Source organism: Peptoniphilus grossensis, from assembly GCF_001940285.1.
In the GTDB taxonomy this organism is placed as follows: Bacteria; Bacillota; Clostridia; order Tissierellales; family Peptoniphilaceae; genus Peptoniphilus_A; species Peptoniphilus_A faecalis.
Window position 1 is genome coordinate 847,676 of sequence record NZ_MJIH01000001.1, and the last position, 24,629, is coordinate 872,304.

At 32.7% G+C, this 24,629-nt stretch carries 25 protein-coding genes; 1 reads left to right on the forward strand and 24 read right to left on the reverse strand.

The features are described from left to right. The first annotated feature begins 40 nt into the window (after positions 1-40). The gene (locus BIV18_RS04220) at positions 41-1,168 is read left to right on the forward strand and encodes an aspartate-alanine antiporter-like transporter (protein ID WP_235860782.1); all 1,128 of its coding nucleotides are present in this window, start codon (positions 41-43) and stop codon (positions 1,166-1,168) included. Positions 1,169-1,266: 98 nt separating this feature from the next. On the opposite strand, the gene BIV18_RS04225 is transcribed toward BIV18_RS04220, so the two are convergent. The 24 genes from BIV18_RS04225 to BIV18_RS04340 all read right to left on the reverse strand — a co-directional run bounded on the left by BIV18_RS04225 (position 1,267) and on the right by BIV18_RS04340 (position 24,629). After that, the gene (locus BIV18_RS04225) at positions 1,267-1,908 is read right to left on the reverse strand and encodes a V-type ATP synthase subunit D (protein ID WP_075659434.1); all 642 of its coding nucleotides are present in this window, start codon (positions 1,906-1,908) and stop codon (positions 1,267-1,269) included. Further along, positions 1,898-3,289: a V-type ATP synthase subunit B gene (locus BIV18_RS04230; protein WP_075659435.1), complete on the reverse strand. Its 1,392-nt coding sequence runs from the start codon at positions 3,287-3,289 to the stop codon at positions 1,898-1,900. Before BIV18_RS04230 ends, BIV18_RS04225 begins: the two co-directional genes overlap by 11 nt. Continuing rightward, on the reverse strand, positions 3,286-5,058 hold the full coding sequence (locus BIV18_RS04235) for a V-type ATP synthase subunit A (RefSeq protein WP_075659436.1): 1,773 nt from the start codon (positions 5,056-5,058) through the stop codon (positions 3,286-3,288). Before BIV18_RS04235 ends, BIV18_RS04230 begins: the two co-directional genes overlap by 4 nt. Beyond that, positions 5,039-5,680: a hypothetical protein gene (locus tag BIV18_RS04240; protein ID WP_075659437.1), complete on the reverse strand. Its 642-nt coding sequence runs from the start codon at positions 5,678-5,680 to the stop codon at positions 5,039-5,041. The genes BIV18_RS04235 and BIV18_RS04240 overlap by 20 nt, the downstream gene beginning before the upstream one ends. Further along, the gene (locus BIV18_RS04245) at positions 5,681-5,995 is read right to left on the reverse strand and encodes a V-type ATP synthase subunit F (protein WP_075659438.1); all 315 of its coding nucleotides are present in this window, start codon (positions 5,993-5,995) and stop codon (positions 5,681-5,683) included. It lies immediately after the preceding gene. Then, entirely contained in the window at positions 5,995-6,414 is a 420-nt protein-coding gene (locus BIV18_RS04250) for an ATP synthase subunit C (protein WP_075659439.1), read from the reverse strand. The genes BIV18_RS04245 and BIV18_RS04250 overlap by 1 nt, the downstream gene beginning before the upstream one ends. A gap of 20 nt (positions 6,415-6,434) precedes the next feature. Continuing rightward, complete coding sequence (locus BIV18_RS04255; protein ID WP_178385768.1) at positions 6,435-8,372, reverse strand: V-type ATP synthase subunit I; 1,938 nt, start codon at positions 8,370-8,372, stop codon at positions 6,435-6,437. Then, entirely contained in the window at positions 8,353-9,360 is a 1,008-nt protein-coding gene (locus BIV18_RS04260) for a V0D/AC39 family V-type ATPase subunit (RefSeq protein WP_075659441.1), read from the reverse strand. Before BIV18_RS04260 ends, BIV18_RS04255 begins: the two co-directional genes overlap by 20 nt. Further along, on the reverse strand, positions 9,353-9,676 hold the full coding sequence (locus BIV18_RS04265) for a hypothetical protein (RefSeq protein WP_075659442.1): 324 nt from the start codon (positions 9,674-9,676) through the stop codon (positions 9,353-9,355). The genes BIV18_RS04260 and BIV18_RS04265 overlap by 8 nt, the downstream gene beginning before the upstream one ends. Before the next feature lie 366 nt (positions 9,677-10,042). Then, the gene (locus BIV18_RS04270; RefSeq protein WP_075659443.1) at positions 10,043-10,189 is read right to left on the reverse strand and encodes a FeoB-associated Cys-rich membrane protein; all 147 of its coding nucleotides are present in this window, start codon (positions 10,187-10,189) and stop codon (positions 10,043-10,045) included. Continuing rightward, entirely contained in the window at positions 10,176-12,335 is a 2,160-nt protein-coding gene (gene feoB, locus BIV18_RS04275; RefSeq protein ID WP_075659444.1) for a ferrous iron transport protein B, read from the reverse strand. Before feoB ends, BIV18_RS04270 begins: the two co-directional genes overlap by 14 nt. Continuing rightward, positions 12,336-12,578 (reverse strand): FeoA family protein, encoded by a 243-nt coding sequence (locus BIV18_RS04280; protein WP_075659445.1) that lies wholly within the window; start codon positions 12,576-12,578, stop codon positions 12,336-12,338. 2 nt (positions 12,579-12,580) lie between these two features. Then, positions 12,581-12,811, reverse strand: coding sequence for a FeoA family protein (locus BIV18_RS04285; protein ID WP_075659446.1), 231 nt, complete (start codon positions 12,809-12,811; stop codon positions 12,581-12,583). Positions 12,812-13,136: 325 nt separating this feature from the next. Then, a complete protein-coding gene (locus tag BIV18_RS04290; protein WP_075659447.1) occupies positions 13,137-14,141 on the reverse strand; it encodes a zinc-ribbon domain-containing protein in 1,005 nt (334 codons plus the stop codon). A gap of 10 nt (positions 14,142-14,151) precedes the next feature. Continuing rightward, a complete protein-coding gene (locus BIV18_RS04295) occupies positions 14,152-14,697 on the reverse strand; it encodes an NYN domain-containing protein (protein ID WP_075659448.1) in 546 nt (181 codons plus the stop codon). A 5-nt stretch (positions 14,698-14,702) separates the two neighbouring features. After that, positions 14,703-15,410, reverse strand: coding sequence for a 23S rRNA (guanosine(2251)-2'-O)-methyltransferase RlmB (gene rlmB, locus BIV18_RS04300; RefSeq protein ID WP_075659449.1), 708 nt, complete (start codon positions 15,408-15,410; stop codon positions 14,703-14,705). Beyond that, positions 15,407-16,168, reverse strand: coding sequence for an FAD-dependent thymidylate synthase (gene thyX, locus BIV18_RS04305; RefSeq protein WP_075659450.1), 762 nt, complete (start codon positions 16,166-16,168; stop codon positions 15,407-15,409). Before thyX ends, rlmB begins: the two co-directional genes overlap by 4 nt. Beyond that, complete coding sequence (locus BIV18_RS04310) at positions 16,165-16,572, reverse strand: Mini-ribonuclease 3 (RefSeq protein WP_075659451.1); 408 nt, start codon at positions 16,570-16,572, stop codon at positions 16,165-16,167. Before BIV18_RS04310 ends, thyX begins: the two co-directional genes overlap by 4 nt. After that, positions 16,557-17,954 carry a cysteine--tRNA ligase gene (gene cysS / locus BIV18_RS04315; RefSeq protein ID WP_075659452.1) on the reverse strand — a complete coding sequence of 466 codons (1,398 nt, stop codon included), beginning with the start codon at positions 17,952-17,954 and terminating at the stop codon, positions 16,557-16,559. Before cysS ends, BIV18_RS04310 begins: the two co-directional genes overlap by 16 nt. A 36-nt stretch (positions 17,955-17,990) precedes the next feature. Continuing rightward, entirely contained in the window at positions 17,991-18,485 is a 495-nt protein-coding gene (locus tag BIV18_RS04320) for an NUDIX hydrolase (RefSeq protein WP_075659453.1), read from the reverse strand. 141 nt (positions 18,486-18,626) lie between these two features. Then, the gene (locus BIV18_RS04325; protein ID WP_083635525.1) at positions 18,627-20,351 is read right to left on the reverse strand and encodes a catalase; all 1,725 of its coding nucleotides are present in this window, start codon (positions 20,349-20,351) and stop codon (positions 18,627-18,629) included. Positions 20,352-20,835: 484 nt separating this feature from the next. Further along, the gene (locus tag BIV18_RS04330) at positions 20,836-22,530 is read right to left on the reverse strand and encodes a DUF2207 domain-containing protein (protein WP_075659454.1); all 1,695 of its coding nucleotides are present in this window, start codon (positions 22,528-22,530) and stop codon (positions 20,836-20,838) included. Between the two features lie 132 nt (positions 22,531-22,662). Continuing rightward, positions 22,663-24,006, reverse strand: coding sequence for a methylaspartate mutase accessory protein GlmL (glmL, locus tag BIV18_RS04335; protein WP_075659455.1), 1,344 nt, complete (start codon positions 24,004-24,006; stop codon positions 22,663-22,665). Next, the gene (locus tag BIV18_RS04340) at positions 24,003-24,629 is read right to left on the reverse strand and encodes a cyclodeaminase/cyclohydrolase family protein (protein ID WP_075659456.1); all 627 of its coding nucleotides are present in this window, start codon (positions 24,627-24,629) and stop codon (positions 24,003-24,005) included. The genes glmL and BIV18_RS04340 overlap by 4 nt, the downstream gene beginning before the upstream one ends.

Consider the following 24,629-nt stretch of genomic DNA (forward strand, 5'->3'; position numbering starts at 1 on the left):
ATGGTAATATACTAAAATCATTTATTTAGGAGGTATTATTTTGGAATTATTTACAATTTTTTTAGTCATGTCCTTAGGTTATCTAATTGGACGAATTAATTTTTTTGGAATTAAGTTTGGAGCTTCAGCGATTTTGATTGTCGCACTATTCTTTGGTCATTATGGATTTGAAGTACCTGCTTTTTTATCTAAAATTGGTCTTGTTTTATTCTTAACGCCTATTGGTCTTATGGCTGGCCCCGATTTTGTAGAAAATATTAAAAAAAATGGAGTATCTTTTCTTTTAATATCTATTGTCGCTGCAATAGTAGGAGGCCTTACAATTATAGCATCTGTTAAGATTTTTAAACTCCCTGTTTCTCTTTCTCTTGGATTAGCAACAGGAGCTCTTACTTCAACTTCTATGTTGGGAACAGTAAATGAATTGACAGATTCTATTTTACCAGGCGTTGGTTATGGTATTGCTTATGTTTTTGGAGTTGTTGGCGTTGTGCTCTTCGTTCAAATTGTTCCTAAACTTTTAGGTGCAGATAGAGAAGTTGAAAATGCAAAACTTGAAATTCATAGTTCTAAATCTTCCAACAAAAAAATCGTTGATGCTTCTAAACTCATCACAATTGAAAAAAGTGGACTTTTCTCAATTGCAATTGCAGCATTTCTTGGCATTTTAATTGGAATGATTAAAATTAAAGCTGGCTCTGCTAAAATTTCCCTTGGAAGTGGTGGAGGTTCTTTAATAGGTGGTCTTATTTTAGGACATATTGGCAATATTGGTAAAATTAATCTTCGTGCTGATAAGGGTATATTATCTGCTATTCGTGACTTAGGACTTGCATTTTTCCTTCTCCCTTCAGGTTTAAAAGCTGGGGCTGGATTTATTGAAGTTGTAAGTCAATATGGTATAAAACTATTCTTTGTAGGAGTTCTCATGACTCTTATTACTACAATCGTGTCATTTTTACTTTCATATAAAGTATTTAAACTTCCTTTGTTTGGAGCACTGGGAGCAACTACTGGAGCTATGACAAGTGCACCATCTCTTGGAGCTCTTTTAACAGTTACAGAAGATGATAGAGTATCTTCTTTTTATGCTGCAACTCAACCAACTGCAACAATTTTTATGGTATTCTTACCACAAATAATTGCACTTCTTATTGGAATTGATTAAAAATATATTAAAAATATATGGAAGACAAAATATTTTATTGAACTTAAAAAATTTTGCAAAAAGAAAACTCCCAAAGCTTTAAAACTTTAGGAGCTTTTTTATTTATTAACTTTTTCTTTATTTTTTCTATTCTTTTTATTCTTTACTTTTTTAAGTCTAAAGAAATCTTCTCTTTCCTTTTCTGCTAAAGTGTCTTCAATTTCCTTGATAATGTGATTGTACTTAGGTATTTGAATTTTATCAAGGGCATTTGCCCTCTTGGCAGTCTTTTTTATTTCATTTGCAAGTCTAAAGACTGATGTTTCAATCTCTGCAAGCTCATAGATAACTGGCAGAATTTCTGAAATATTTATCTTTGCCCTGTCAAAGGCTGCATTTGATTGATGAAGGGAATAATCTGCCTTAACTACTTTTTTTTCATATTTTATTTTTGGAAGTTCAAGTCCCATGACTGAACGAGATATTATTTCATATTCCTTTTCCAAGGGAGCAGATTCTCCCATGTCTTTTAAGGAAAGTGCTCCCATGGAAATAGTTGCCATTACAAGTTCAGAGTAGGAATCTGCGAATTTACCTTCTATCTCAGATTGAAGTTTCTTTGCATTTTTATTTAAGTCCATCATTTCTTTAATTAGGACAGTCCTCTTTTTGTCGAGAAGGTCATAACCCTTTTCTGCGAGGACAAGTGCATTTTTTGATGCGATTAAATTTGCCTTAGTTGGAGTAACTTTAATTGCCATTCTTATCACCTAAATATTTTTCTTTTAACTTAGGATCAATTCTATCAATCATTTCAGGTGGAAGAATCTTCAATAATTCCCAACCTAAATTTAGTGTTTCTTCTATATCTCTGTTTTCATTTTGGTCTTGCGTCAAAAATCTTTTTTCAAATTCATCTCCAAATTTTAAAACTAATTTTTCGTCATCGGAAATATCATCTTCGCCAATTATTTGTGCAAGGGCTCTAGTTTCTTGTACCTTTGAGTATGATGCAAAAAGTTGTGAAGATAGATCTGGGTGGTCTTCTCTAGTATATCCTTCTCCAATGCCATCCTTCATAAGTCTTGAAAGTGATGGAAGTACGTCTATCGGAGGATAAACTCCCTTTGAGAATAGATCACGACTTACTACAATTTGACCTTCTGTGATATAACCTGTGAGGTCAGGGATCGGATGGGTAATATCGTCATTTGGCATTGTTAAAATTGGTATAAGTGTTACAGAACCCTTGGAGTCCTTAATCATCCCTGCTCTTTCATATAGTGATGCAAGGTCAGAGTACAAGTGTCCTGGATAGCCCTTTCTTGAAGGCACTTCTTCTCTAGATGATGAAACTTCTCTCAATGCTTCTGCATAGGATGTGATGTCAGTCATTATTACAAGAACTTGCATATTCTTTTCAAATGCTAAATATTCCGCAGCTGTAAGAGCACATTTTGGCGCAATTAGTCTTTCCATAATTGGATCGTCAGCATAATTTATATACATTACTACCTTGTCTATTACTCCAGAGTTTTTAAAGCTTTCCCTAAAGAAATCGGCTTCGTCATGCTTTACACCAATGGCTGCAAAGACAATGGCAAAGTTATTTTCTCCACCTTCGTCGACAATTTTTGCTTGTCTAACTATTTGAGCAGCGACTTCGTTGTGAGGAAGTCCTGATCCAGAAAATATTGGTAACTTTTGACCTCTAATAAGAGTCATTAGTGCATCAATTGAGGATATACCTGTTTGGATAAAGTTTCTTGGGTATTCTCTAGCTGACGGATTAATCGGTCTTCCATTTATGTTATATACATTCTTGGAATAAATTGCACCGCCCTTGTCAATGGGCTTTGCCGTTCCATTAAATACTCTTCCTAAAATTTCTTCTGAAAGTGGAATTTCAAAGGGATGTGCAGAAAATTCTACCTTGGTATTTTTTGTCGAAACACCTAAGTTATTGCCAAAAACTTGAACAATTGCCTTATCCTCGTCAATTTTTATAACTTGCCCAATTTCTGAACTCTTGCCATCCTTTGACATTATTTTTACAACTTCACCATAACTAACTCTGTGAAGATTTGAAAGTTCTAGTAATGATCCTTCAATTCTATCAAGTGTTAAATATTCTTTTTTCATTCTACATCACCATAAGTTGTGCTAAGCTCTAAATAAAAATCGTTGATTTCATTGTTTAAGCTTACAAATTTCTTTAAATCTTCATTTTCTATATCGTATTTCATGTTAATTACTTTTCCGTAAATAGCATCGTTCTTTATTACTGAAATTGGAATTTTTAGTTTTAAGGCTTCCTTGCCTCTTTCGTAAAGATTGTCTATTGTCTTTAACATTTCAAATTGTTTTTCAAGTGGCACAAAAGTGTCAATTGGGTTAAAGGCATTTTGTTGTAAAAATCCAACTTTTACAACACGACAAATTTCAAGAACAAGCCTTTCTTCGTCAGGAAGCACATCTTCTCCAACTAACATTACAATTTCATTTAACTTAGCTTCTTTGTGAAGTAAATCTAAATATTTTATTCTAAGTTCTGGCAAATCTCCATCAAGTCTCATGTCGTAGTAATTTTTTAATAATGGTATATAACCTGAATAGGAATTCATCCAGTTAATTGCAGGATAGTGTCTTGAATAGGCAAGTTCTTTATCCAATGCTAAAAATACATTTACGAATCTCTTTGTATTTTCTGTTACTGGTTCGGAGAAATCTCCACCAGCTGGTGAAACTGCACCGATAAGAGTTACAGAACCTTCCTTGCCTGATAAAGTCTTTACATAACCAGCCCTTTCGTAAAAACCTGCAATCCTTGATGGAAGGTAAGCGGGGTATCCTTCTTCTGCTGGCATTTCTTCAAGACGACCAGAAATTTCACGAAGTGCTTCTGCCCAACGAGATGTTGAATCTCCCATTAATGCAACGTGATATCCCATATCTCTAAAGTATTCAGCCATAGTTACGCCTGTGTAAATTGATGCTTCACGAGCTGCAACTGGCATATTAGATGTGTTGGCAATGAGAATAGTCCTATCCATAAGAGCCTTGCCCGTATTTGGGTCAATTAGCTTTGGAAAATCTTCCAAAACTTCTGTCATTTCGTTACCTCTTTCACCACATCCAATGTATATGATTATGTCGGCATCACAATATTTTGCGATTTGATGTTGTGTCATAGTTTTTCCAGTACCAAAGCCTCCTGGAATTGCAGTTGTACCTCCCTTGGCAATTGGGAAAAATACATCGAAGACTCTTTGTCCAGTTACAAGTAATTTATCAATTGGAAGTCTTTCCTTAACGGGTCTAGGAATTCTTACTGGCCAGTTTTGGTACATCTTGACTTCATTGATTTTTCCTAATTCATCCTTTACCTTTAATAAAACTGTTTCAATATTGTATTTACCATCTTCAAGGATTTCTACAATTTCTCCCTCTACTCCTGGTGGAATCATAACTTTGTGAGTTATAATATCAGTTTCTGGAACTTCTGCAAAAATTTGTCCTTGGTGAACTTTGTCGTGTAGCGAAACTTTAAAGTTTACATCCCAAAGTTTTTCTTCATCGAGGGAAATAAGCCCAATACCTTCTGGCATAAAGGATCCATGTTCTTTTTTTATAACTTCAAGGGGTCTTTCAATCCCATCGAAGATTCCTCTAATCATCCCAGGTCCAAGTTTTACAGAAAGAGGTGCACCAGTGGAAATAATGTCTTCATCTCTTTTTAGTCCTTCAGTTTCTTCGTAAACTTGAACTGTACCAAGATCTCCATCAATTGAAATAACTTCACCAATTAATTTTTTTTCGCCAACAAGAACCATTTCTCTGATTTTATAATCTGCCATGTTCTTTCCAATTACTACTGGTCCGTCAACTGATTTAATTGTTGCCCTTTCCAATGACTTCACCTCTTTCTTTTAATTTTTCGTGTAGCATTGATCCAATTTCATATATCATGTCTTCCAATTTATTTTTTAAAGACATATTGATGTTATAAGTTTGTTCTATATCAGAAATTATAAATCCGCCAATATGATATTCAAAAAGCTCGTCGATTTTTAACTCAACTCCCCTTTTTTTTGCAATTTCTTTAAATTTTTTAATGAGTTCTTCATTTTCATTGTTTTTTACATAGAGATAAATGCTTTTTTCATCTATTTCTTCTAAAATATTTTTAAAGTTTTCAGTTTCCATATTCACATATTCTTCTGTTTTAGTAAATTCTAAAAGCTTTTGTGAAAGTGTTTCAAGGAGTTCTTTTAATAGCTTTTCATCTTCTTCTAAAAATAAAACTCTCTTTTGCTCCTCAACAGAGGCAATGAGTTCATATCCTCTCCTATTTGCAAGAGTTATTCTCCTATCTATAAAAGCTTCTTCAGCTTTTTTTAGAGATTCAATTTTTTCAGATAAAATCTTTTCAGCCCTTTCTTTTTCTTCTCGAATCCTCTTTTCACATTCTTCCTTTTGCTTTAAAAAAACAATTTTGTTAAATATGGCAATTTTGTTTTCAAGTAAAATCATTTAATCACCTACAGCTTTCACACCGACAGCTTCTCTGACATATTTTAAAATAAAATCATCTTCCATTTGTCCATCTAAATCGGGAATAGTTACCACTAGTGGAAGTTCTCCACTAAGTTTAAATTCCAAGACTTCTTCCTTGATTTCTTTGAAGGAAGAATATGTCAAAATAATTATTCCTATATTTTCAGTCTTTGTATATATTTTAAAATTTTTTAAAAGTTCAGATCTGTCATTACATTTAACAGACCTTACACCTGCAAGGCGAAGGCCGTTAATAATATCTTCGTTGGATGTTAAAAGAATTGATCTCATTATAGTCTTCCAAGAATCATAATTGAAATGATAAGACCATAAATAGCAATACCTTCTGCAAGTCCTAGGTAGATCATTGACTTACCAAGAATATTTGGATCTTCTGATACAGCTCCTATTGCTGCAGAGCCTACATTTGATACAGCGACACCAGCTCCAAGTGATGCAAGTCCAGTTGAAAGACCTGCTGCTAAAAATCCAAGTCCATTACCACCTGTTGAAGCAGTTGCTGCAGATGCCATTTGTGGCACAAGAGATATTAATCCAAAAACAAAAATTGGTGCAAAAACAAATAGGTTTAATTTCATAAAGGCACGTGCAAACTTTCTATTTGCATCTGTTCCTTTGTAAATAAAATAAAAACCTGAAACTACCATTGAAAAAACTGTCAACACTGCGAAAATAATAATTTTTTCCATCTTTAAACTCCTCTTCCTCTTTAATAAATTCTATCGGCTTCAAAAAGTACGCCGTCACCACTATAATACTTGCTAAACATTTCATAATACTCAAGTCTTAGAGATTGAATAAATACAATTAGACCTTCTAGTCCCAAAATCAAAATATTTCCAAAAATTAAAACTGCAATATTTCCTCCACTTGAACCAACCATTTCTCCAAGGGTCTTAAATGCCAAGAACAAACCAACGTGGTTTATGGCAAAGGCACCAACTCTTATAAAAGAAATAATTGAACTCATGGTAGATAATAAAGCCTCTAATAGTCCAAAGGAGGACTCAATATAATAATCTGCGGCAGAACCCTCTGCCTCTTTATTAAATAAAATTTTAAGAATAGGCCTTTTTAGTAGCATGATTATTAGACTTATCACCAATATTCCTAAAGAAATATTCATAGGTATAAGTGATTTTGCTCCCATTACATTCATTCCAATATTAATCATCGCTACAAAAATTAGAACTCCCAAAAAACCTTCTTTAGAGAAAAAGGCTTCATCAGGTTTTCCACTTTTTAATCTATTGTAAATACCTATACCATAAGCTATGGCAAGTAGAATAATGCCAAAATATATTGCAATTACAAGAGTGTCGTTTATATTCTCAAAGGGTCTAAACCACATTGCCTGAATGATTTCTTCACTTCCAAAAACTGATCCATACATCAAACCAAAAAACATTGAGGATGCACCCATTCTAAGAAGAAGTCCGCCAAAATCCTTGTTCTTCTTTCTTAATATTAGTCCGGCAATTGCAAATACAGCCCCTTGACCCAAGTCGCCAAACATTGCTCCAAAAAGAATCATGTAGGTAATTCCAAAAATTACAGTTGGATCAAATTCGCCATAATTCGGCGTTCCGTACATATTTATTAATAGCTCAAAGGGCTTGAAAAAATTTGCATTTTTTAACTTTGTCGGTGTCTTCATGTTTTCGCTTTTTGGGTCGAAATACTTAATATCAATGTCTCTATATTTGGATAATTTTTTTTCTAATTTGCTCTTATCAGAGTCACCAATCCAGCCTGAAAGATAGAAGTACTTGTTTGATTTAAGCATATATCTCTTAGCTTTTTCAATTCCTTCATAGCTAAGCATGTGAGCGAGGGTAGTCTTTAACTCCTCATTTCTACTTTCCAAAAGATTTTTTTTATACTCTTCTATTTCAAAAATCTTTCTCTTTACATTTTCCTCTTCTTCTTCAAGGTTCTTATAAATTAAGTTTGCAGTACCCTCTACATTTTCACCAAGAAGTTCCACTTCTGTAAAGTTTAAGCTATTTAGCAGTCTATCGACATCTTTTTCAGCTTCCCTTGGATAGATTACAAGGAAAAGTTCACGATTATCCACAGTACCTGTGTGATAAATCATGGCAAGGATATTGCCATAGTTTTTCTTTAATCTTTGTCTAGCATCTTTGTCCAAGAAACCAAATCTAGAGTTGAAATATTTTAAATCTGCAATGTCTTTTAAGTCAATATCAACATTTTTAAATAATTCATAATTCTCTTTTAAAGTATCAAGTATTTTTAAATTTTCCTTAGTCTTTTCGTACTCATTGATTTTATCACTGATGTTTTTTACGAAAGAATCTATGTCTTCCTTTACATTTACCTTTTCAAAGTAAGACTCATCAATCTTGTCAAAGCCTAAGAAATCCATAATTTCAGTGGCTTTCTTAGCTGTGGATTTATGGGATTGATCTTCTTCAATAGGAGAAATATAATTAAGTTCAAGATTTCTCTCTAAGTTTTCTTCATTGTCCAAACTAAAGGTGAATTTATTTTCTGCTATATTCGCTTCAGTGGACATAAATTGCATACATTTTAAATTCAAAATGTCTAGGACAACTGAATCCATATCACTAATATTGCCAATGATATTAGCGACCTTCATTTTTTCAACGGCCAATTTCTTCACTTCCCTCTCTATCAACAATCATGTATTTTAACTTTTCCTTTTTATTAAGACCAAATCTAGTGCCTTCAAGAATTCTTTCGATATTGGCAATTTCATAATCTAAAAGAACCAAAAAACTCATAAACTTACCTATACCATCGGTCCTTCTAAAATTTTTCCTTACAATAGAATACATAATCTTTTTAGCAGTTCTACCAGTAACAATAACTCTTCCCTGTGCAAAAAGGGCTCCATATTTTGAATTTCTTATTTCTTCTTCAAATTCCCTTTCATCTAAATAAGAAAGTTTAAGAAGTTTTTCTGAATTATAATTTCCACCAAAAATAGTGAAGTTGAAAATTTCTTCAGGTGAAATATTATAATATTTCTTTGCTCTATAAATCCAAATAATATTGAGCAAATCAATTTTTACGCCAAAAATTTTTTTAAACTCTTCTACATCCTCTTTGGAAAAAGATTTTGTTGTCTCAGTTAAATTTCTGTAATAAAATTTTTCTAAATTCATCTCAATAGAAAAAAGAGCATCTTCGTCCTTAGATGACTTATAGTTTTTTAGATACTCATAATAATGTGTGTCCTTTAAATTGTCTATAAAAGATTCAAAGGTTTCCTCTTTAAAGTTGATTTTTTTACCTAAAATAACAAGTTTATCAACCTTTGGTTCTTTATTCATCCTCAAAGACCTCAAAATCTTGACGATCTTTTCAATATTTATTCTCTCCAAGTAGGCCTTCAAAAAATCTGCATATCTCAGCGGCAAAAATCCACGAAGTTTTGCAATTTCACTTCTTCTGTACTCTTCCAAAAAGACTTCAATTTCATAAATATCCGAAAAAGAATCTATATTAGGAAATTTTTTTTCTTTTAAATAGGAAAGGCAGAATCTAACATTGTCACCATCTGCCATTTTTTCAAAATCCTCATAGGCTAAAAATTCTGAATACATTTTTGAGATTTTAGCATTTAAAGCCTTTAAACCATCAAACATTTGATTTACTTCCAATCACCATTTCAAAGGCATTTTGAATGAGTTTATCGGAATTTTCACTGTAAAATTCTTCAATTCTCTCTAAATTCTTTTCATTTTCTTTTTTTAAATCTTCAGCTTTTTTTTCAAAATCAGCTAAAATTTCATCACTTTTTTCTTTTCCAATAGCCTTCGCCCTTTCTATTGATTCATTTTCAATATCAGTTAACTTTTCTCTCAAGTCTTTTTTAATATTTTCAATTTCTTTTTCAGTGCTGTCGACAAGTTCTCTAGTTTTTTTATCTATTGCTAAAATACTATCTATACTTTCTTTCAAAAATATCACCACTCTTTTCATTACCTTGTGCATTTCTCATTATATTACTTTGAAATTCTAATTCAAGGGATTTGCTTTAGATTTACAAATTTCACTAAAGTTTCACATTTCATATGATGAATAAAATTTTTATATAGTGAAAATCATTATTTATAAATTTTTTCCAATGATTCGAAAAATAATTTTCTATTAAAATATATTTTTTATTCTAATTTTCCTTGTTTTAAAATTTGTAATAAGGAATTTATAAAAAGCTAAATTTTTATTACAAATTTAAAATTTATTTAAGGAAAGATTTTAATTAGGAAAGATTTTAATTAAAAAAACCACAAAAAAAGAATACCTGCTAAGAGGTATTCTTAAAATTTATTTTTTCTTTTCACCTAATGAACATGCACTGTGACATGAATTGCATCCACAATCGCATCCACCTTTTTTACTTATTACCCTTTTTGCAGCAAAGACAATTGCTAAAATTATTACAAGGGCAACTACAACATTAATTGGATTCATACTTTACCACCTTGTCCCTTTTCTTTTTAAATTCTTCACCTTGTAATTTTGATCTATCTTTTCTAAACAAAAGATAGATATATACCAATAAAACAAGTACTGCAATTCCTGTCATTATATTAAAGGATCCTCCTTCTAACAATCTTCCAAATTGATAAATCATAAAAGCAATTGTGTAAGAAAATACAATTTGATACCCTACAGCAAATCCAAACCATTTTTTAGATCCCATTTCTTCTTTTATTGCTCCCATGGCTGCAAAGCAAGGAACTGTAAGTTGATTGAAAAATACAAAGGCAAAAGCTGATGCAACGGAAAATTGTGAAGCTACAAGTGATATCATGCCGCTATCCTCTGCTCCTACTTCTCCAATTCCTGCTAAGACTCCATAAGTTCCAACGACAACTTCCTTTGCAACAAGTCCAAGAATTGTAGCAACACTTGCAATCCAATTTCCAAAACCAAGAGGCGCAAATATTGGTGCAATGGCTCTACCTATTGCTGCTAGAATTGAGTCCTTTGCATCTGATTCAAAGTCCACAAATTGTCCTGTAACTGATATACTCTTTAGTACCCAAATTACAACTGTTGCAAGAAGGATAATTGTTCCAGCTTTTACTACGAAGGCCTTACATCTATTCCAAGTTGCTTTAAAAACATTGTGAGCACTTGGCATGTGATATTCAGGAAGCTCCATTACAAAAGGAGCAGGATCTCCTGAAAAATATTTTGTCTTCTTTAAAATTATTCCTGATACTACTACTGCAATAATTCCACCAAAGTACCATATAGGTGCATACCACCAGCTGCCACCTAAGAAAGCCGCAAACATTGCAATTATATCAAGCTTTGCACCACATGGCATAAAGGATGCAGTCATAATAGTCATTCTTCTGTCATTGTCTGACTCAATAGTTCTAGTTCCCATAATTGCAGGTACTGAACAACCAGTTCCCATTAAAATTGGAATAAAGGATTTACCGGATAAACCAAATTTTCTGAAAATTCTATCTAGTATAAAGGCTATTCTTGCCATATAACCAATGTCTTCTAAAATTGCTATAAATAAAAATAGTACAGCGATTACTGGTAAAAATCCTAATACTGCTCCAACTCCTCCTATGATTCCATCAACTAATAATGATGTCAATACAGGTGATGTGCCAGCATTTTCTAAAAATCCCCTAAAGTTTTCTCCAATTATTTCTCCAAAGAAAGTATCATTGACCCAATCAGTAACTGGTCCTCCAACATAATTTATTGCTAAAATATAAACTAGGGTAATAACTCCAACGAAAATTGGAATTGCCAAAAATCTATTTGTAACAACTCTGTCGATTTTGTCAGAAGTGGTCATTCCCTTTCTACCTTTTTTAACAGAATCTTTTGTAACTTCTGATACAAAATTATACCTTTCATCTGTGATTATGCCTTCGCCATCGTCGTCGTATTTTTCTTCAGCTTCTTCTATAATCTCATTTAATCTTCTAATTTCTTTTCCATAGAGAGGAAATTCCTTTAAGATTTTTTCATCTTGTTCAAAAAATTTAACGGCAAGCCATCTCTTTGCAGGATTGTCTTTTATAACGCTAAAGTTTTCTATTTCTGTAATATATTTTTCTATTTCACTGTTAAATTCATAGCAACAATTTGTGTTTGAATTAACAGCTCCCTTTGCCGTCTCAATTAATTTTTCAATGTTTTCATTTTTTAGTGCAGAAATCTCAACAACCTTGCATCCAAAGTTTTTCTCTAATTTCTTAATGTCGATGAAGTCATTGTTTTTTCTAACTACATCCATCATGTTAAGTGCAATTACAACTGGAATGCCAAGTTCTACAAGTTGTGTAGCCAAAAATAAATTTCTTTCAATATTTGTACCATCTACAACGTCAATTATTACATCAGGTCTTTCATTTACAAGGTAATCTCTTGATACAACTTCTTCCAAAGTATAAGGAGAAAGAGAATAAATACCCGGCAAATCTGTAAAATGTACTTCCTTGTCTTTTTTATACTTACCAGTCTTTTTTTCAACAGTTACTCCAGGCCAGTTTCCAACGTATTGGTTTGAACCAGTTAAATTGTTGAATAAAGTAGACTTACCACTATTGGGATTCCCGGCAAGTGCAATAGTTATAGCCAATTAGATCTCCTCCTTTTCTATTTCTTCAATTAAAATTAACTCAGCATCTGCACGCCTTATGCTAAGTTCATAATTTCTAATATTAATTTGAACCGGATCGCCAAGAGGTGCCACCTTCCTTATGTAGATTTTCGAATTTTTTGTAATGCCCATGTCCATTATTCTTCTTTTTAAAGGCCCAGAACCATTTATTTTTTTTACAATATAATATCTACCAACAACTGCATCTTTTAATGTTTGCAATTCTACATCTCCTCTACTAAAATTTTTTTTGCAATGTCTTTACCAATTGCAACCCTTGCATCTTTAATAGAAACTATTAAATTGCCATCATTCTCGCTTATAACTTTTATAATCGCCCCTTTAACAAACCCAAGATTTGCAAGGTGCGATTCAGTTACGTCACTATTTCTTAAACTTTTAACTTTAAAAACTTTAAAATTTATATTTAGAGGCGCCATTATTAAACTAAGCATCTTAACACCTACCTACTTTTATAAATACTTTTCAATATTTGAATTTGATTATCAATTTCTCAATTAATTATACCATATCTAATTGAAAAATTAAATCAATTTGAGTATATTTTTAATTTAATTATATTAAGATTTATTTTTTAATTTTTATATTTCATATTAATCGGCAAACTATTTGAATTTTCACACTTTAAATTTTGTATCTACTGTTCACACTTTTCTTTCTAGTTTAAAATTTTTAAAGTTTTAAATAATAAAAAGTATTAATTTTTTGCAAAAAAAGACAGCTCTTCGATAATAATTCAAAGTAAACTGTCTTAAAATTTTATTTTATTTCGCCATTCAATGTCCTATAACTAATCCATCCATTTCCAATATTGCACCAAGTTCTGCCATTTGCTCTCCTAGTGTCGTATACGTAAACAGAGTCGCCCTTGTAAAGAGTAAATTCAATTCCATAATCAAAGCCCGGTCCACTTCTTACATTGGCCTTTCCCGCAGTTACAAATTGGTAAGTGTCGATTAAACTTGATGCTTCTACTCTTTTTAATCTTACAATTTGTGCTTCCAATTCATCAGCTCTCGCCTTTTCTTTTAAAATTTCACTATTGTCCTCATCTTTTTTGTCGCTGTTTTCCTTTTGTGAATTTACATCTTCAAGCATTCTTTTAAATTCACCATTTTCGGGATCAACTGCTATATAAGAATTTAATCTATTAATTGCGCCGCTAAAATTATTATTTGCTACTAATTGTGCAATTTCAGATTTAATTGCAGAATAATTCTTTTCAACAAGTGCGTCCTTCTTTGACTTTAGCTCCTCGTCATCACTTTCAAAATCCTTTAAATAAGCAAGTGAGGATTCGTAATTCCTCCCTTCAAATTTTTGATTTGCCTTGTTTATTAAATCTTTGGATTCCATGCTCTTGTCTATTTTATTTATTTCATCTAAATATTTTTTATCTGAAGACTTTTCGTAGAGTTGACTGTATTTTTCTCTTGCCTCTTTGTAATTTTTTGCTTCTAAATTCGCCCTTGCAGAATTTTCCAATTGTTTAATTTTATATTTTCCAAATCCAAAATTAAATATTAGAGAAAAGGCAATAAGTCCAATTACCACAAAGACGAAAACTATTCCCTTCTCTTTTAAGCCCATGGAATTATCATTAATGGAATTATTATTTACAATTTTTTCTTCATCTTCATAGTCATAATCTCTTTTTATTTTTTGAGTTCTTGAAAAATCTAAATCTTCCCGCAAGTCGTGTCCACATTCCATGCAAAATGAGGCATCCTCTGCATTTTCTTTCCCGCAATTTTTACATTTCATTTAAGACCTCCTAATTATTTTCATTAGATATATCTCTTTTAAATTCTTTAAGCTGATGGATAATCTCTTCGTCAAGAGCACTGACTTTTTCTTCCTTTAATTTTTTTGCAACGTGAATAATTTTGTTTTTTGAGTTTTCAACTTCAGCTTCAAGTTCTCTTGCAGAAATTCTAGTGCCACCACGAGATAAAATAATTTGCTGCTCCACATTGTCGCTTGTGGCAACACGCACATTAGTGAGCTTTCCTATTTCGTCAAGCTGTCTTTCGATGTAATGATCCGCCGTCTCAAATTCTTTAGTAAAAATAATGTCAATTCCATCTCTGTGATAAGTCTTGCCTCCTGATTTTTTCACCAAGTAAGCATCAAAAACTAATATTATATGTTCCTTCGTGCTATGAGAAAATTCAATCATTACATCTATTAATTCCTTTCTCGCATCTTCTAGAGAAATATTTTTTAATTTTATTAAATTTTGCCAGGAATTTATAATATTGTATCCATCTACAAAGAGATAATTTACATCCCTTTTGTACCTGTTTGCCTGCCTTTTCATTTTTATTATCTAAACATTTCGTACATTACAATTGCCGCTGCAACTGATGCGTTTAAGGAATCGAAATCAGAAAAATTTGGAATGGTGATAATTTTATCAGAATTTTTTAAAACATTTTTGGAAACTCCCTTGCCTTCGTTTCCTATAATTATGGCAACTTTGCCCGAGAAATCGCAACTTCTTATGTCTTCACCTTCTAGGTCTGTTGCGTAAATCCAAAACCCTGCGTCCTTTAATTTTTCTATAGCTTGAGAAATATTTGTAACCTTTGAGACATCTATGTCGTAAATTGCTCCAGCCGATGCCTTTACCACTGTGTCGTTAACTGTGGATGCCCTTCTATTTGGAAAAATAATTGCATCTACTCCAAAAAAGTTTGAGCTCCTTGCAATTGCACCAAAATTGTGAGGGTCTTCAATTTTATCTAAAATAAAAATTTTCGCATTTTCTTTGCCTTCAAGTTTATTTATAAGTTCTTCCAGTTCAATGTATTCAAAATCACTTACTAGAGCCACAACTGCTTGGTGATTTTTTGTGCCAGCAAGTTCTTCCAATTTTTCATTATCACTTGTAACTGTGGGAACTTTTAAATCTCTTGCCATTCCAATAATTTTTTTTATGGAACCAGTGGCATTTTTACCAATATAAACTTTTTCTACTTCTTCATTTTTTAAAGCCTCAATAACGGGGCCTCTTCCATAAATATATTTCATTTTAAATTCTTAAACTTCTCTCTAATTTCTGTTGCTTTGCCGCAAGTCATTTTGCCTTCTGGGCATGGACCTGTAACACATGCTGGTCCCTCGTCTTTAAATAAAAGGGGTGCAACTTCCTTTACCTCTCTTAACATCTCTGTGGCAAGTTCTCTTATTTCCCACTGAGCTCTTTCGCAACATCTAACTGCAAAGAAGTGTTGAAGTGTTCTCACATTCATCGTTACAACAATTTTTGTCTCACAAGCATTTGGAAATACATATCTCGCATCTTCAATAGACATTTTTTCCACAGATTTTTTTGCCTTTTCTTCATCCATTCCCTTTTCTATAAGAGGTTTTGCATTTTCGTTTACGAGAATTTCTACTAATTTATCGTAATCTTCTTGGTCTCTTTTCATTGCTTCTATGAAAATTTTTTTTGCCTCTTTATTTTTTTCGATTTGTGGCGGAATAATGTATTCAAAGCTATCGAGTTTTACATATCTTTGTGATTGTTGTGAATAGGATGCAATTCTATGTCTTACAAGTTGATGGGTAAGTGTCCTAGAAACACCTTCAATTGCAAAGGTAAAGCTGACATGTTCAAGTGGCGAAAGGTGAGAAAAAGACATAAGTCTATTTAAAAATTTTTCCGTAGATTCTTCTGTCAAATTTTCTGTAATTTCTTCAACTCCAACTCTTGAATAGCAAAGTTTTGCTGCTGCAGCAATGGTCTTATCTGGGTCCATTGTGTGCGAAATAATTTTTACCTTCATTTAGTCATCTCCTTAAATATTTCCCTAATTCTTTCGTATTTCTTTAAAAGATAGAGATATCCAAAAAGCGCTTCAACTCCTGTTGCTATCCTATAATCTATTGGGTCAGCATTTTTAGGAATTGTATGAGATTTAGCATTTCTCCCTCTTTTAAAGATTTTCATTTCTTCTTCTGTAAGTTTGTCTTCTATATTTTTAAAAAGTTCTCTCTGTGATTTTGCACGGACAAATTTAATGCTTTCTCTGTGGAGTTTATTTGGATTTTTACGAGCATCTAGTATTTCACTTCTAACTAAAATTTCAAAACAAGCATCGCCAATATATGCAAGTGCAAGGGGACTAAGCTCTCTAACTTCGCCCTCTGTATAATTTTTAACCTCTAAAAAACTTAAATTCTCTTCCAAGTTGTTCCACTTCTCGTATCTTCTATTTCAATTCCCATTTTCTTTAACTTATCTCTAATTTCATCGGATTTAGCAAAATCTTTATTCTTTCTCGCATCATTTCTCTCTTTAATTAGATTTTCGATGTCCTCAGAAATTTCTTCTCTCTCACCTTCCATAATTCCCAAAACTCTTGTAAGCTTCTTCAAAAGTTCTAAAGTTTTTTCTAACATTTCTTTAGAATTATTTTCATCAAGATTTAAGTTAATGTCCTTTACCAAGTCGAAAATTGCAGTAATAGCATCAGCTGTATTTAAATCATCATCCATTGCATTTTCAAACTTTTCAACATGTCTGTCAAAGGATTTATATAATTTTTCTTCCTCTGCCGAAATTTTTTCTACACTTGACTTTTCAATTGCATCTTCAAGTTTATACTTTGCATTGTAAAGTCTCTTGCTTGAATTTTTTGTTTGTTCCATAACTTCTCTTGAAAAATTAATTGGCGAACGATATTGAGTTGTCAAAAGGAAAAATCTCAAAACCTCTAGGTCAAATTCCTCTGCAATTTCCCTTACTGTAAAGAAATTGCCCTTGGATTTAGACATTTTTTCGTTATCAACTGTGATCATGCCATTGTGCAGCCAATAATTTGCAAAGGGTACTCCATTGCAAGTTTCTGATTGTGCAATTTCATTTTCATGGTGAGGAAATTGTAAATCTTCACCTCCAGTATGAATGTCAATATTGTCGCCAATAAGTGTTTTTGCCATTACTGAACATTCAATATGCCAACCAGGTCTACCTTCACCCCAAGGTGCTTCCCAGAAAGGTTCCCCCTCCTTTTTATTTTTCCAAAGTGCAAAGTCCATTGGATTTTTTTTGTTGTCGTTGATGTCGACTCTGTGTCCAGAAATTAAATCTTCAATATTTTTCTTTGAAAGCTTGCCATAATCCTTGGCATAACTTATGTCAAAGTAAACATCGCCATTGGATACATAGGCAGCTTTCTTGTCTATTAAAGTTTTAATAAAAGCAATGATTTCATTTATATGTTCTGTTGCCCTTGGATTTAGTGTTTCATAATCGTAAAGGTGAAGTCCCTTTGCATCTTTTTTAAATTCTTTTATATATCTTTCTGAAATGTCAGAAACTGTTACACCTTCGTCCTTTGCCTTATTTATAATTTTATCGTCAATATCTGTAAAATTAACAACAAATTTTACCTTTAAACCTTTATACTCAAAATGTCTTCTCAAAGTATCAAATACAACAAGGGGTCTAGCATTGCCCACGTGAATAAAATTATATACAGTTGGACCACAAGTATATATTCCAACTTCGCCCTCTTTAATTGGAACAAAATCTTCTTTTTTTCTAGTTAAAGTATTGTATAGTTTCATAAATCCTCCTATAAAAAAACGCCTCAATTGAGACGATTATTTAAAAATACCTCCGAAAAATTTTTCGTAGTAATCCAGTCCTATAAAAGTTTTGTCTTCAACCATTTTCTTTATCTTTATTGGATCCGCAATATCAACGTCCATTACCTCTTCAGCTTGAAGGGTAATGTCATCTAGGGAAATGTTCTTGTGTACTAGAAAAATATAAAAAATCGTATTTTTATCTATTATGATCCTCTTTAAACGAAGCTCATCAACATCTATGTCGATGCCAAGTTCCTCCTTAAACTCCCGAACCATGCCTTCCTTTGGCGTTTCCCCTGAAATAACTGAACCACCTGCAGAGCAGTACCACATTCCCGAAAAGGATTTTTTCTCAAGAGCTCTTCTTTGAATTATAAAATTACCATCATCTCTTAAAATCCAACCTTCAACAATAATATGGTATTCATTGTTTTTTAGCCGCTCGCCCTTTCTTATGGCACGCCTCTTCCATTTTCCCTTTTTATTATATACATCCCAATATTCCACGACAAAACTCCTTATAATTATTTTACACTATTTGATGGCTTTTTAAAAGATTAAGAATTCTTTATTTAACTAAAATCCCGCAGCCAAATAAAAAAATGCTGCAAAGTCTTTACTAAGCAGCATTAAAATTATTGTTCTTTATTAAAGTAGATAAGGATCACTTTCCCAATCAATTAAAGTCTTGGGATCTTTTGCATTTGTATCTCTTCCTTCTGGCGGAAGATTCTTTGCAGACTCTGGCTCTGCCGGTTTAGTAGGGTAGTTAAGTTCCTTGTCCCTTGCATTTAATTTTTCCCACTCTTCACGAGATTTTGGTGCCTTAATTTCAAGGTCAACTGTGTCGATGTCAATTCCAAGAGCCTCTGCAACTCCTTTGCCATATTTTGGGTCAGCTGCATAACAATTTCTGATATACCTATGCTTAATTTGCATAGTTGAATCGCCCATATTTCTGGCAGTGTTTTCGAATAAAACTAATTTTTGTTCATCAGTCATTCTATTAAATAGCATACCTGGTTGAGTGAAATAATCGCTGTCGTCAGCTCTATAATCGTATCTCTTAGTTTCTCCACCTTCATCGTGTGGAATTTCAAGTGAAGGATCATCTTGCCATGCTCCATAAGAATTAGGTCTGTAATGAAGTTCCGCTCCCTTATTGCCGTCTACTCTCATTTGACCATCTCTGTGAAAATCGTGGGGATGTTCTACTCCAAGTGGAGAATTTACAGGAATTTGGTGATGATTTACGCCAAGTCTATATCTCTGTGCATCAGAATAGAAAAATGCCCTCGCTTGAAGAACTCTATCTGGTGAAAGCGCAATTCCCGGAACTATATTTGCTGGTGAAAAAGCAACTTGTTCAACATCTTGAAAGAAGTTATCAGGATATTTGTTTAACACATATTCTCCAACTGGAATAAGTGGATAATCTTCCTTTAGCCACATTTTTGTAAGGTCAAAAGGATTTGTTGGATGATTTTTAGCTTGTTCTTCAGTCATAACTTGAATATACATTTTCCACTTTGGAAAATTTCCATTTTCAATTGCTTCATATAAATCACGTCCAGAAGATTCTCTGTCCTTTCCATTTACCATTTCAGCTTCTTGATCTGTATAGTTTTGGATACCTTGTTGACTTCTAAAGTGAAACTTAACCCAAACTCTTGTGCCTTTTTCGTTATACATAGAATAAGTGTGCGATCCAAATCCGTGCATATATCTAAAGGAAGATGGGATTCCTCTATCACTATTTATAATTGTAGTTTGAAGTAATGATTCAGGAAGAGATGACCAATAGTCGAAATTTGTGTTTGGACTTCTTAAATGAGATTTTGGATCTCTCTTTACTGCGTGGTTTAAGTCGATAAACTTCATTGGATCTCTAAAGAAAAATACTGGAGTATTATTTCCTACAACATCCCAATTTCCCTCTTCAGTATAAAATCTTATAGCAAAACCACGAATATCTCTTTCAGCATCAGCTGCTCCACGTTCCCCTGCTACAGTCGACATTCTTGAAAATACTTTGCATTTATTTCCAATTTTGCTAAAAATTTTTGCTTTAGTATATTTTGTAATGTCGTGAGTTACAGTAAATTCTCCCCAAGCACCCCAACCCTTGGCGTGCATTCTTCTTTCAGGAATTACTTCTCTATTAAAATGTGCTTGTTTTTCAAAAAGCCATAAATCTTGAACTGAAAGATGCCCATTCATGCCTGCTGTCATGGAATCTTCGTCATTGTCGACTACTTGTCCACCAGCACGTCTCATTGTGGGATCGTCACTTACATTTTGATTTCTACTTGGAATGGGATCTCCTGCCATATTTTTTTCAGTAGGGTCTAACTTTTTCTTATTTTCTGCCATTGTTACCTCCTGTTTGTAGTTGTGATTAATGTTCTTTTTAATTAAATACCCATTTATATTCAAAATTAATTAAAATTTAATATTTAGTATATTTTGTAATACATAAATTTAATAAGATAATTTACTTTTATTTTTTACAACATCTTTTATAATCTAATTGTAAGTTTTAAGAAATTTTTTGGGTGTTTATTTTTTAATATATTTTTGGAACTGATTAAAAGAAGGGTTAATCTTTGTAGTATTTTCTATTATTTATTACTTTTTACATAAATAATAGAAAAGGGCTTTTAAATTAAAGAAAAATTGGCTTTAGAAGATGTCAAAAATAAGCACAAGCTCATAAAAATAAAAAAACATACTATGCTCTTTAGTCTATTGCTAATTATTTTATATAAAGTATCTATACTTAGCCTTTACCTTTACAAAATAAAGTAATAAAAAACTCTTCGCTGCAAATTTTAACAGCAAAGAGTTTAATTTTCTTTTAGCGACCGCCTCCGCCGCCTCCGCCGAAGGATCCACCGCCTCCTCCAACAGAAGTTGCGCCACCAAAACCTGCACTATTAAAGCCAGTTGCAGCTTGGTAAGAATTATTGATGTCCTTTGAAAACTTCCTTGAAGTCATTATGTGAGTGTTGTAGAGGGCATAATTATTAATATATGCCGGGTAGGCTGATGCTCCCCTTACAAATTCTTCATCTAGGAAAAATATTGATGAGTATATTAAAAAGTCCTGCCACTTTTCAAATTCAACTTCATCTGTAACTTGGTCTTTATAATCTTTCAAATAATTTTTGAATTTTATGAGATTTTCCCAAAGGTCTTTCCCCTTTTCAGTGACTCTAAGTTCTGTTCCAGTTTTCTTAGAGAATAAAAATCTCTTTTCGTATTTGTAATTCTCTAAATATCCTCCAGCCTTTAGGGCTTCAATAGACTTATTTTCAAATTCATCGTAATAATTTTCCATGTCTTCCTTGTTTGCCTTTACATATTTTTTGAAGTCCTTGGCTGTCATGTAGTCCTTGCCATTATCTTCATTGGCTCCAGCAATCATATCAAAAAGTTCTTCTTCAAGGGGACCCATATCCTTTGGTCTAGAAATAATTTTTATTTTATTTTTAGAAAAAATTTCATCATCTTCAATAAATTCTATAGCTCCATGGAGACTCCACTTTAAGATAAAGGCGTTTATATAATTTCCCACTAAGTCACTTATCACCAAAGAGGATTGACTAATGAAAAATGCTAAATCTTCAAGGGGACCATGGTAGGGCAAGTCCTTGTAATATTCTCCCTTTAAATCCTTTATACTTGCAAGTTCTTTTTTATTTTCAATTTTCTTCTTGCTAAAGCCAAGAGCAATCAAACGCCCTACAAAATAAATCACGCCAAGTACAGCTAAGCCAACTATGACAAGACTTGTCTTTGCCACATTTGACATTGGCTTTTGGTAAGCTTCCCCTTCTCTATCTTCCCATTCAGTACCTTTTGCTGCCTGGTTGGCATAGTCCTGAAAGTCCTTATCGATCTTATAGGTCGTGTTAAAGTATCCCTTTGGGAATTTTAGCATAACCGTTGCATAGTCAACATAGCCTGATGAAGTCATGAGGATTTCTCCATCAACATTGTGGATTTCTCCTTCCATGCCAAATCCCCACATTTTAACATCCTTAAAGGGTTCAAAGCCTTTAATTTTTATTTTCACGCTTTTAGGTTTCGGATCAAAATTTTCTCCCATGAATTTAAAAAACAACATGTCGCTGTCATTAAGTCCCACTACAAGAGGATTTATCTTGTAGTACAAGTTATAAGTGTTGTCACTAAATTCACTGATGCCCCAAGTTAGTTCAACCTCATCATCTCCATCGATCCTTCCATAGTGGTATGCCTTGTCCTCAAAACTTGCATCAATATTCCAGGGCATAATCTCTGTAAAATCTCTTCCAAGAGCATTAACAGAAAAATCTTCAATTTTAATTCCTTGCAAATTGTTTATGGCTTTATATCTCTCTGTGTAATCTTCATTGTCTTCGTCAATTTTCCAAACTTCCTTAACTTCTCCTATGCCCTTTTTATCTATACTTACATCAAGGTTCATTTCTTTAAAATCTTCTGCAAATACAAAAGCTGGCATGAAGAAAAGCAAAAGTGTTAAGGCAAAAATTTTTCTAAATTTCATAAAAACCTCCCAATTTTTTATACCCAAAATAATTATTTCAGTAAAAAATAAATTTTTCAAGAAGATTTTATTCTTTCAAAAATTTTTTATTGCAAGAAAAAGAAGTTCCATAATGGCAACTTCTTTTTTATTTTATATTTCTTCTAAATATTTATTTAATAATTTGTAGGAAGCTTCTTCGTCTACGGTACTAATTAGTCCAGCTGATGATAAAATATATCTTTTATCTAAATAATACTTTATCTTCCTATTGATTAGATATTTATCGTCTAAATCCTCTATTGCTGAGAGAATTTTTTTCGGCTCATTAGAATTAATAAGCGATCCACCAGTTCCGATAAACATTTCAGCTGGTCTTAAATCCTTTCCGTATTGTTCATAAATAGTTCTAGTAGGAGTTTTAACTTTTTTTATGTGGCCAATATGTCTCATAAGTGAAGTGTGAGTAGCAATATAACATAGGACATTGTCAAAGAATAAATCTTCGTCATTATCTGGAATATAGCTTGTGTGATTAAAGCGATACTCCGTCTTTTCCTTTGCATCCTTTATTCCAAAGGCAAGGAAAGGTTCTTCGCCAACTGATTCATAAAGAGCAGTTGCAGAATACCTCATGCCCATGTCGCCTTCTACAGTTCTCTTTTCAAAGGGTTCTTCAATTGGAGGTGAGATTACATTTTCTTCTCCATAATATGTTTTGCCAATTGAATGAATGTCTGTCGTTGCCCCTCCAATATCCACAGATAAAATAACTTTATCCAAATATTTTGCGTAGACTGACATCGCCTTTTGAACTGCAACTGGAGTTGGCAAAAGTATTTCAAAATTTTTGCTTAGTAAATCAATTCCCTTAGCGTGAGCAATTGTCTTTATAAAAAGATCGCCTATTGTCTTTCTAAGAGGTCTATAATTTATTGTATTTGTAGTTGGCATTACATTTTCTGTGAATTTACAAGGAACATTTCCTCTTTGGAAGATGTCCCTTATTTCTTCATGAGCGTCAATATTACCTGCCACTACAACTGGCGTTTTAATACATCCCTTTGCAAGTTTTTTTGCATTAAAAATGATATTGTCACTATTTCCGTGATCAGTGCCTCCACATAAAACTATTATGTCCGCACCAGAATTTTTGATCTCATCTACATACTCGTCTGTGAGTTCATAAGAATATACTTTTAAAATTCTAGCGCCACTTGATAGTGATGCAAGCCTTGCAGCATCAGTAGTAAGATTTTTTGAAAACCCTATTGCCACAACTTTTAGTCCTCCAGATGCTGAAGAGCAACCTAGTATTTTATCATATTTTACTTCAGTAACTTCACTTAATTTTTTAAAGGCATTGTTAAAGCCTTCTCTGACATCAGTTTCTACAGTAGTGTAGCTCGATGCACTCCCGAGAATTTCATTTTTATCAGTATCCACTAAATTAAGCTTAGTATAAGTTGATCCAACATCGACTAAAAGATATTTCATATCAATTTTTCATCTACCACTTTCATTATTTCATTGTGATTTTTTTCTACAACTTTTCTTGTAGCAGCCATTTTTTCTTCTAATTCATGTCTGTAATCTTGGTCTTTAAGTGAGTTTAAGTTGATGATTACATTTAAGAAAGCTCCGTGAACTGCAGCTTCAATATTTAATAAAGCCACTGCAACGTCTGTGATTGCATTTGAATTTCCCTTTTCAGCTAATTCTCTTGCATAGTCATAAAGTTCTGTAACTTTAACTCCAAGTCCTAGAGGTACATCAATTGCATTTCTGTAACCTTCTTGAATTTTTTCAGATCTAGCTTTCTTTTCTTCTTCAGTTTCCTTAGGAAGTTTCATAGCGTCCATAACTCCGTTAAAAGAGTTGGCATCTTTATCAATACCACTTACAAATTCGTCTTTATACTTTAATAATTCAGCTTGAATTTCTTCCATTCTATCGGAAACATCTATATATTTTTTCTTTCCAATAGTTAAGCTTGCAACCATTGCAAGAAGTGAAGCCGCCATTGATGCATTAAGTGCAGCAATGGATCCACCTCCTGGTGCTGGTGAATTTGATGCAGTTTCATCTGCAAATTCTACTATAGTTAAATCTTTAAGCAT

Excerpts from the sequence above, each read along its gene's own strand:
- BIV18_RS04225 (WP_075659434.1), bottom strand. The coding sequence starts at position 1,908 with ATGGCAATTAAAGTTACTCCAACTAAGGCAAATTTAATCGCATCAAAA.
- BIV18_RS04230 (WP_075659435.1), bottom strand. The coding sequence starts at position 3,289 with ATGAAAAAAGAATATTTAACACTTGATAGAATTGAAGGATCATTACTA.
- BIV18_RS04240 (WP_075659437.1), bottom strand. The coding sequence starts at position 5,680 with ATGATTTTACTTGAAAACAAAATTGCCATATTTAACAAAATTGTTTTT.
- BIV18_RS04245 (WP_075659438.1), bottom strand. The coding sequence starts at position 5,995 with ATGAGATCAATTCTTTTAACATCCAACGAAGATATTATTAACGGCCTT.
- BIV18_RS04250 (WP_075659439.1), bottom strand. The coding sequence starts at position 6,414 with ATGGAAAAAATTATTATTTTCGCAGTGTTGACAGTTTTTTCAATGGTA.
- BIV18_RS04260 (WP_075659441.1), bottom strand. The coding sequence starts at position 9,360 with ATGTTTGATGGTTTAAAGGCTTTAAATGCTAAAATCTCAAAAATGTAT.
- BIV18_RS04270 (WP_075659443.1), bottom strand. The coding sequence starts at position 10,189 with ATGAATCCAATTAATGTTGTAGTTGCCCTTGTAATAATTTTAGCAATT.
- BIV18_RS04285 (WP_075659446.1), bottom strand. The coding sequence starts at position 12,811 with ATGCTTAGTTTAATAATGGCGCCTCTAAATATAAATTTTAAAGTTTTT.
- BIV18_RS04290 (WP_075659447.1), bottom strand. The coding sequence starts at position 14,141 with ATGAAATGTAAAAATTGCGGGAAAGAAAATGCAGAGGATGCCTCATTT.
- BIV18_RS04295 (WP_075659448.1), bottom strand. The coding sequence starts at position 14,697 with ATGAAAAGGCAGGCAAACAGGTACAAAAGGGATGTAAATTATCTCTTT.
- rlmB (WP_075659449.1), bottom strand. The coding sequence starts at position 15,410 with ATGAAATATATTTATGGAAGAGGCCCCGTTATTGAGGCTTTAAAAAAT.
- thyX (WP_075659450.1), bottom strand. The coding sequence starts at position 16,168 with ATGAAGGTAAAAATTATTTCGCACACAATGGACCCAGATAAGACCATT.
- cysS (WP_075659452.1), bottom strand. The coding sequence starts at position 17,954 with ATGAAACTATACAATACTTTAACTAGAAAAAAAGAAGATTTTGTTCCA.
- BIV18_RS04325 (WP_083635525.1), bottom strand. The coding sequence starts at position 20,351 with ATGGCAGAAAATAAGAAAAAGTTAGACCCTACTGAAAAAAATATGGCA.
- BIV18_RS04330 (WP_075659454.1), bottom strand. The coding sequence starts at position 22,530 with ATGAAATTTAGAAAAATTTTTGCCTTAACACTTTTGCTTTTCTTCATG.
- glmL (WP_075659455.1), bottom strand. The coding sequence starts at position 24,006 with ATGAAATATCTTTTAGTCGATGTTGGATCAACTTATACTAAGCTTAAT.
- BIV18_RS04340 (WP_075659456.1), bottom strand. The coding sequence starts at position 24,629 with ATGCTTAAAGATTTAACTATAGTAGAATTTGCAGATGAAACTGCATCA.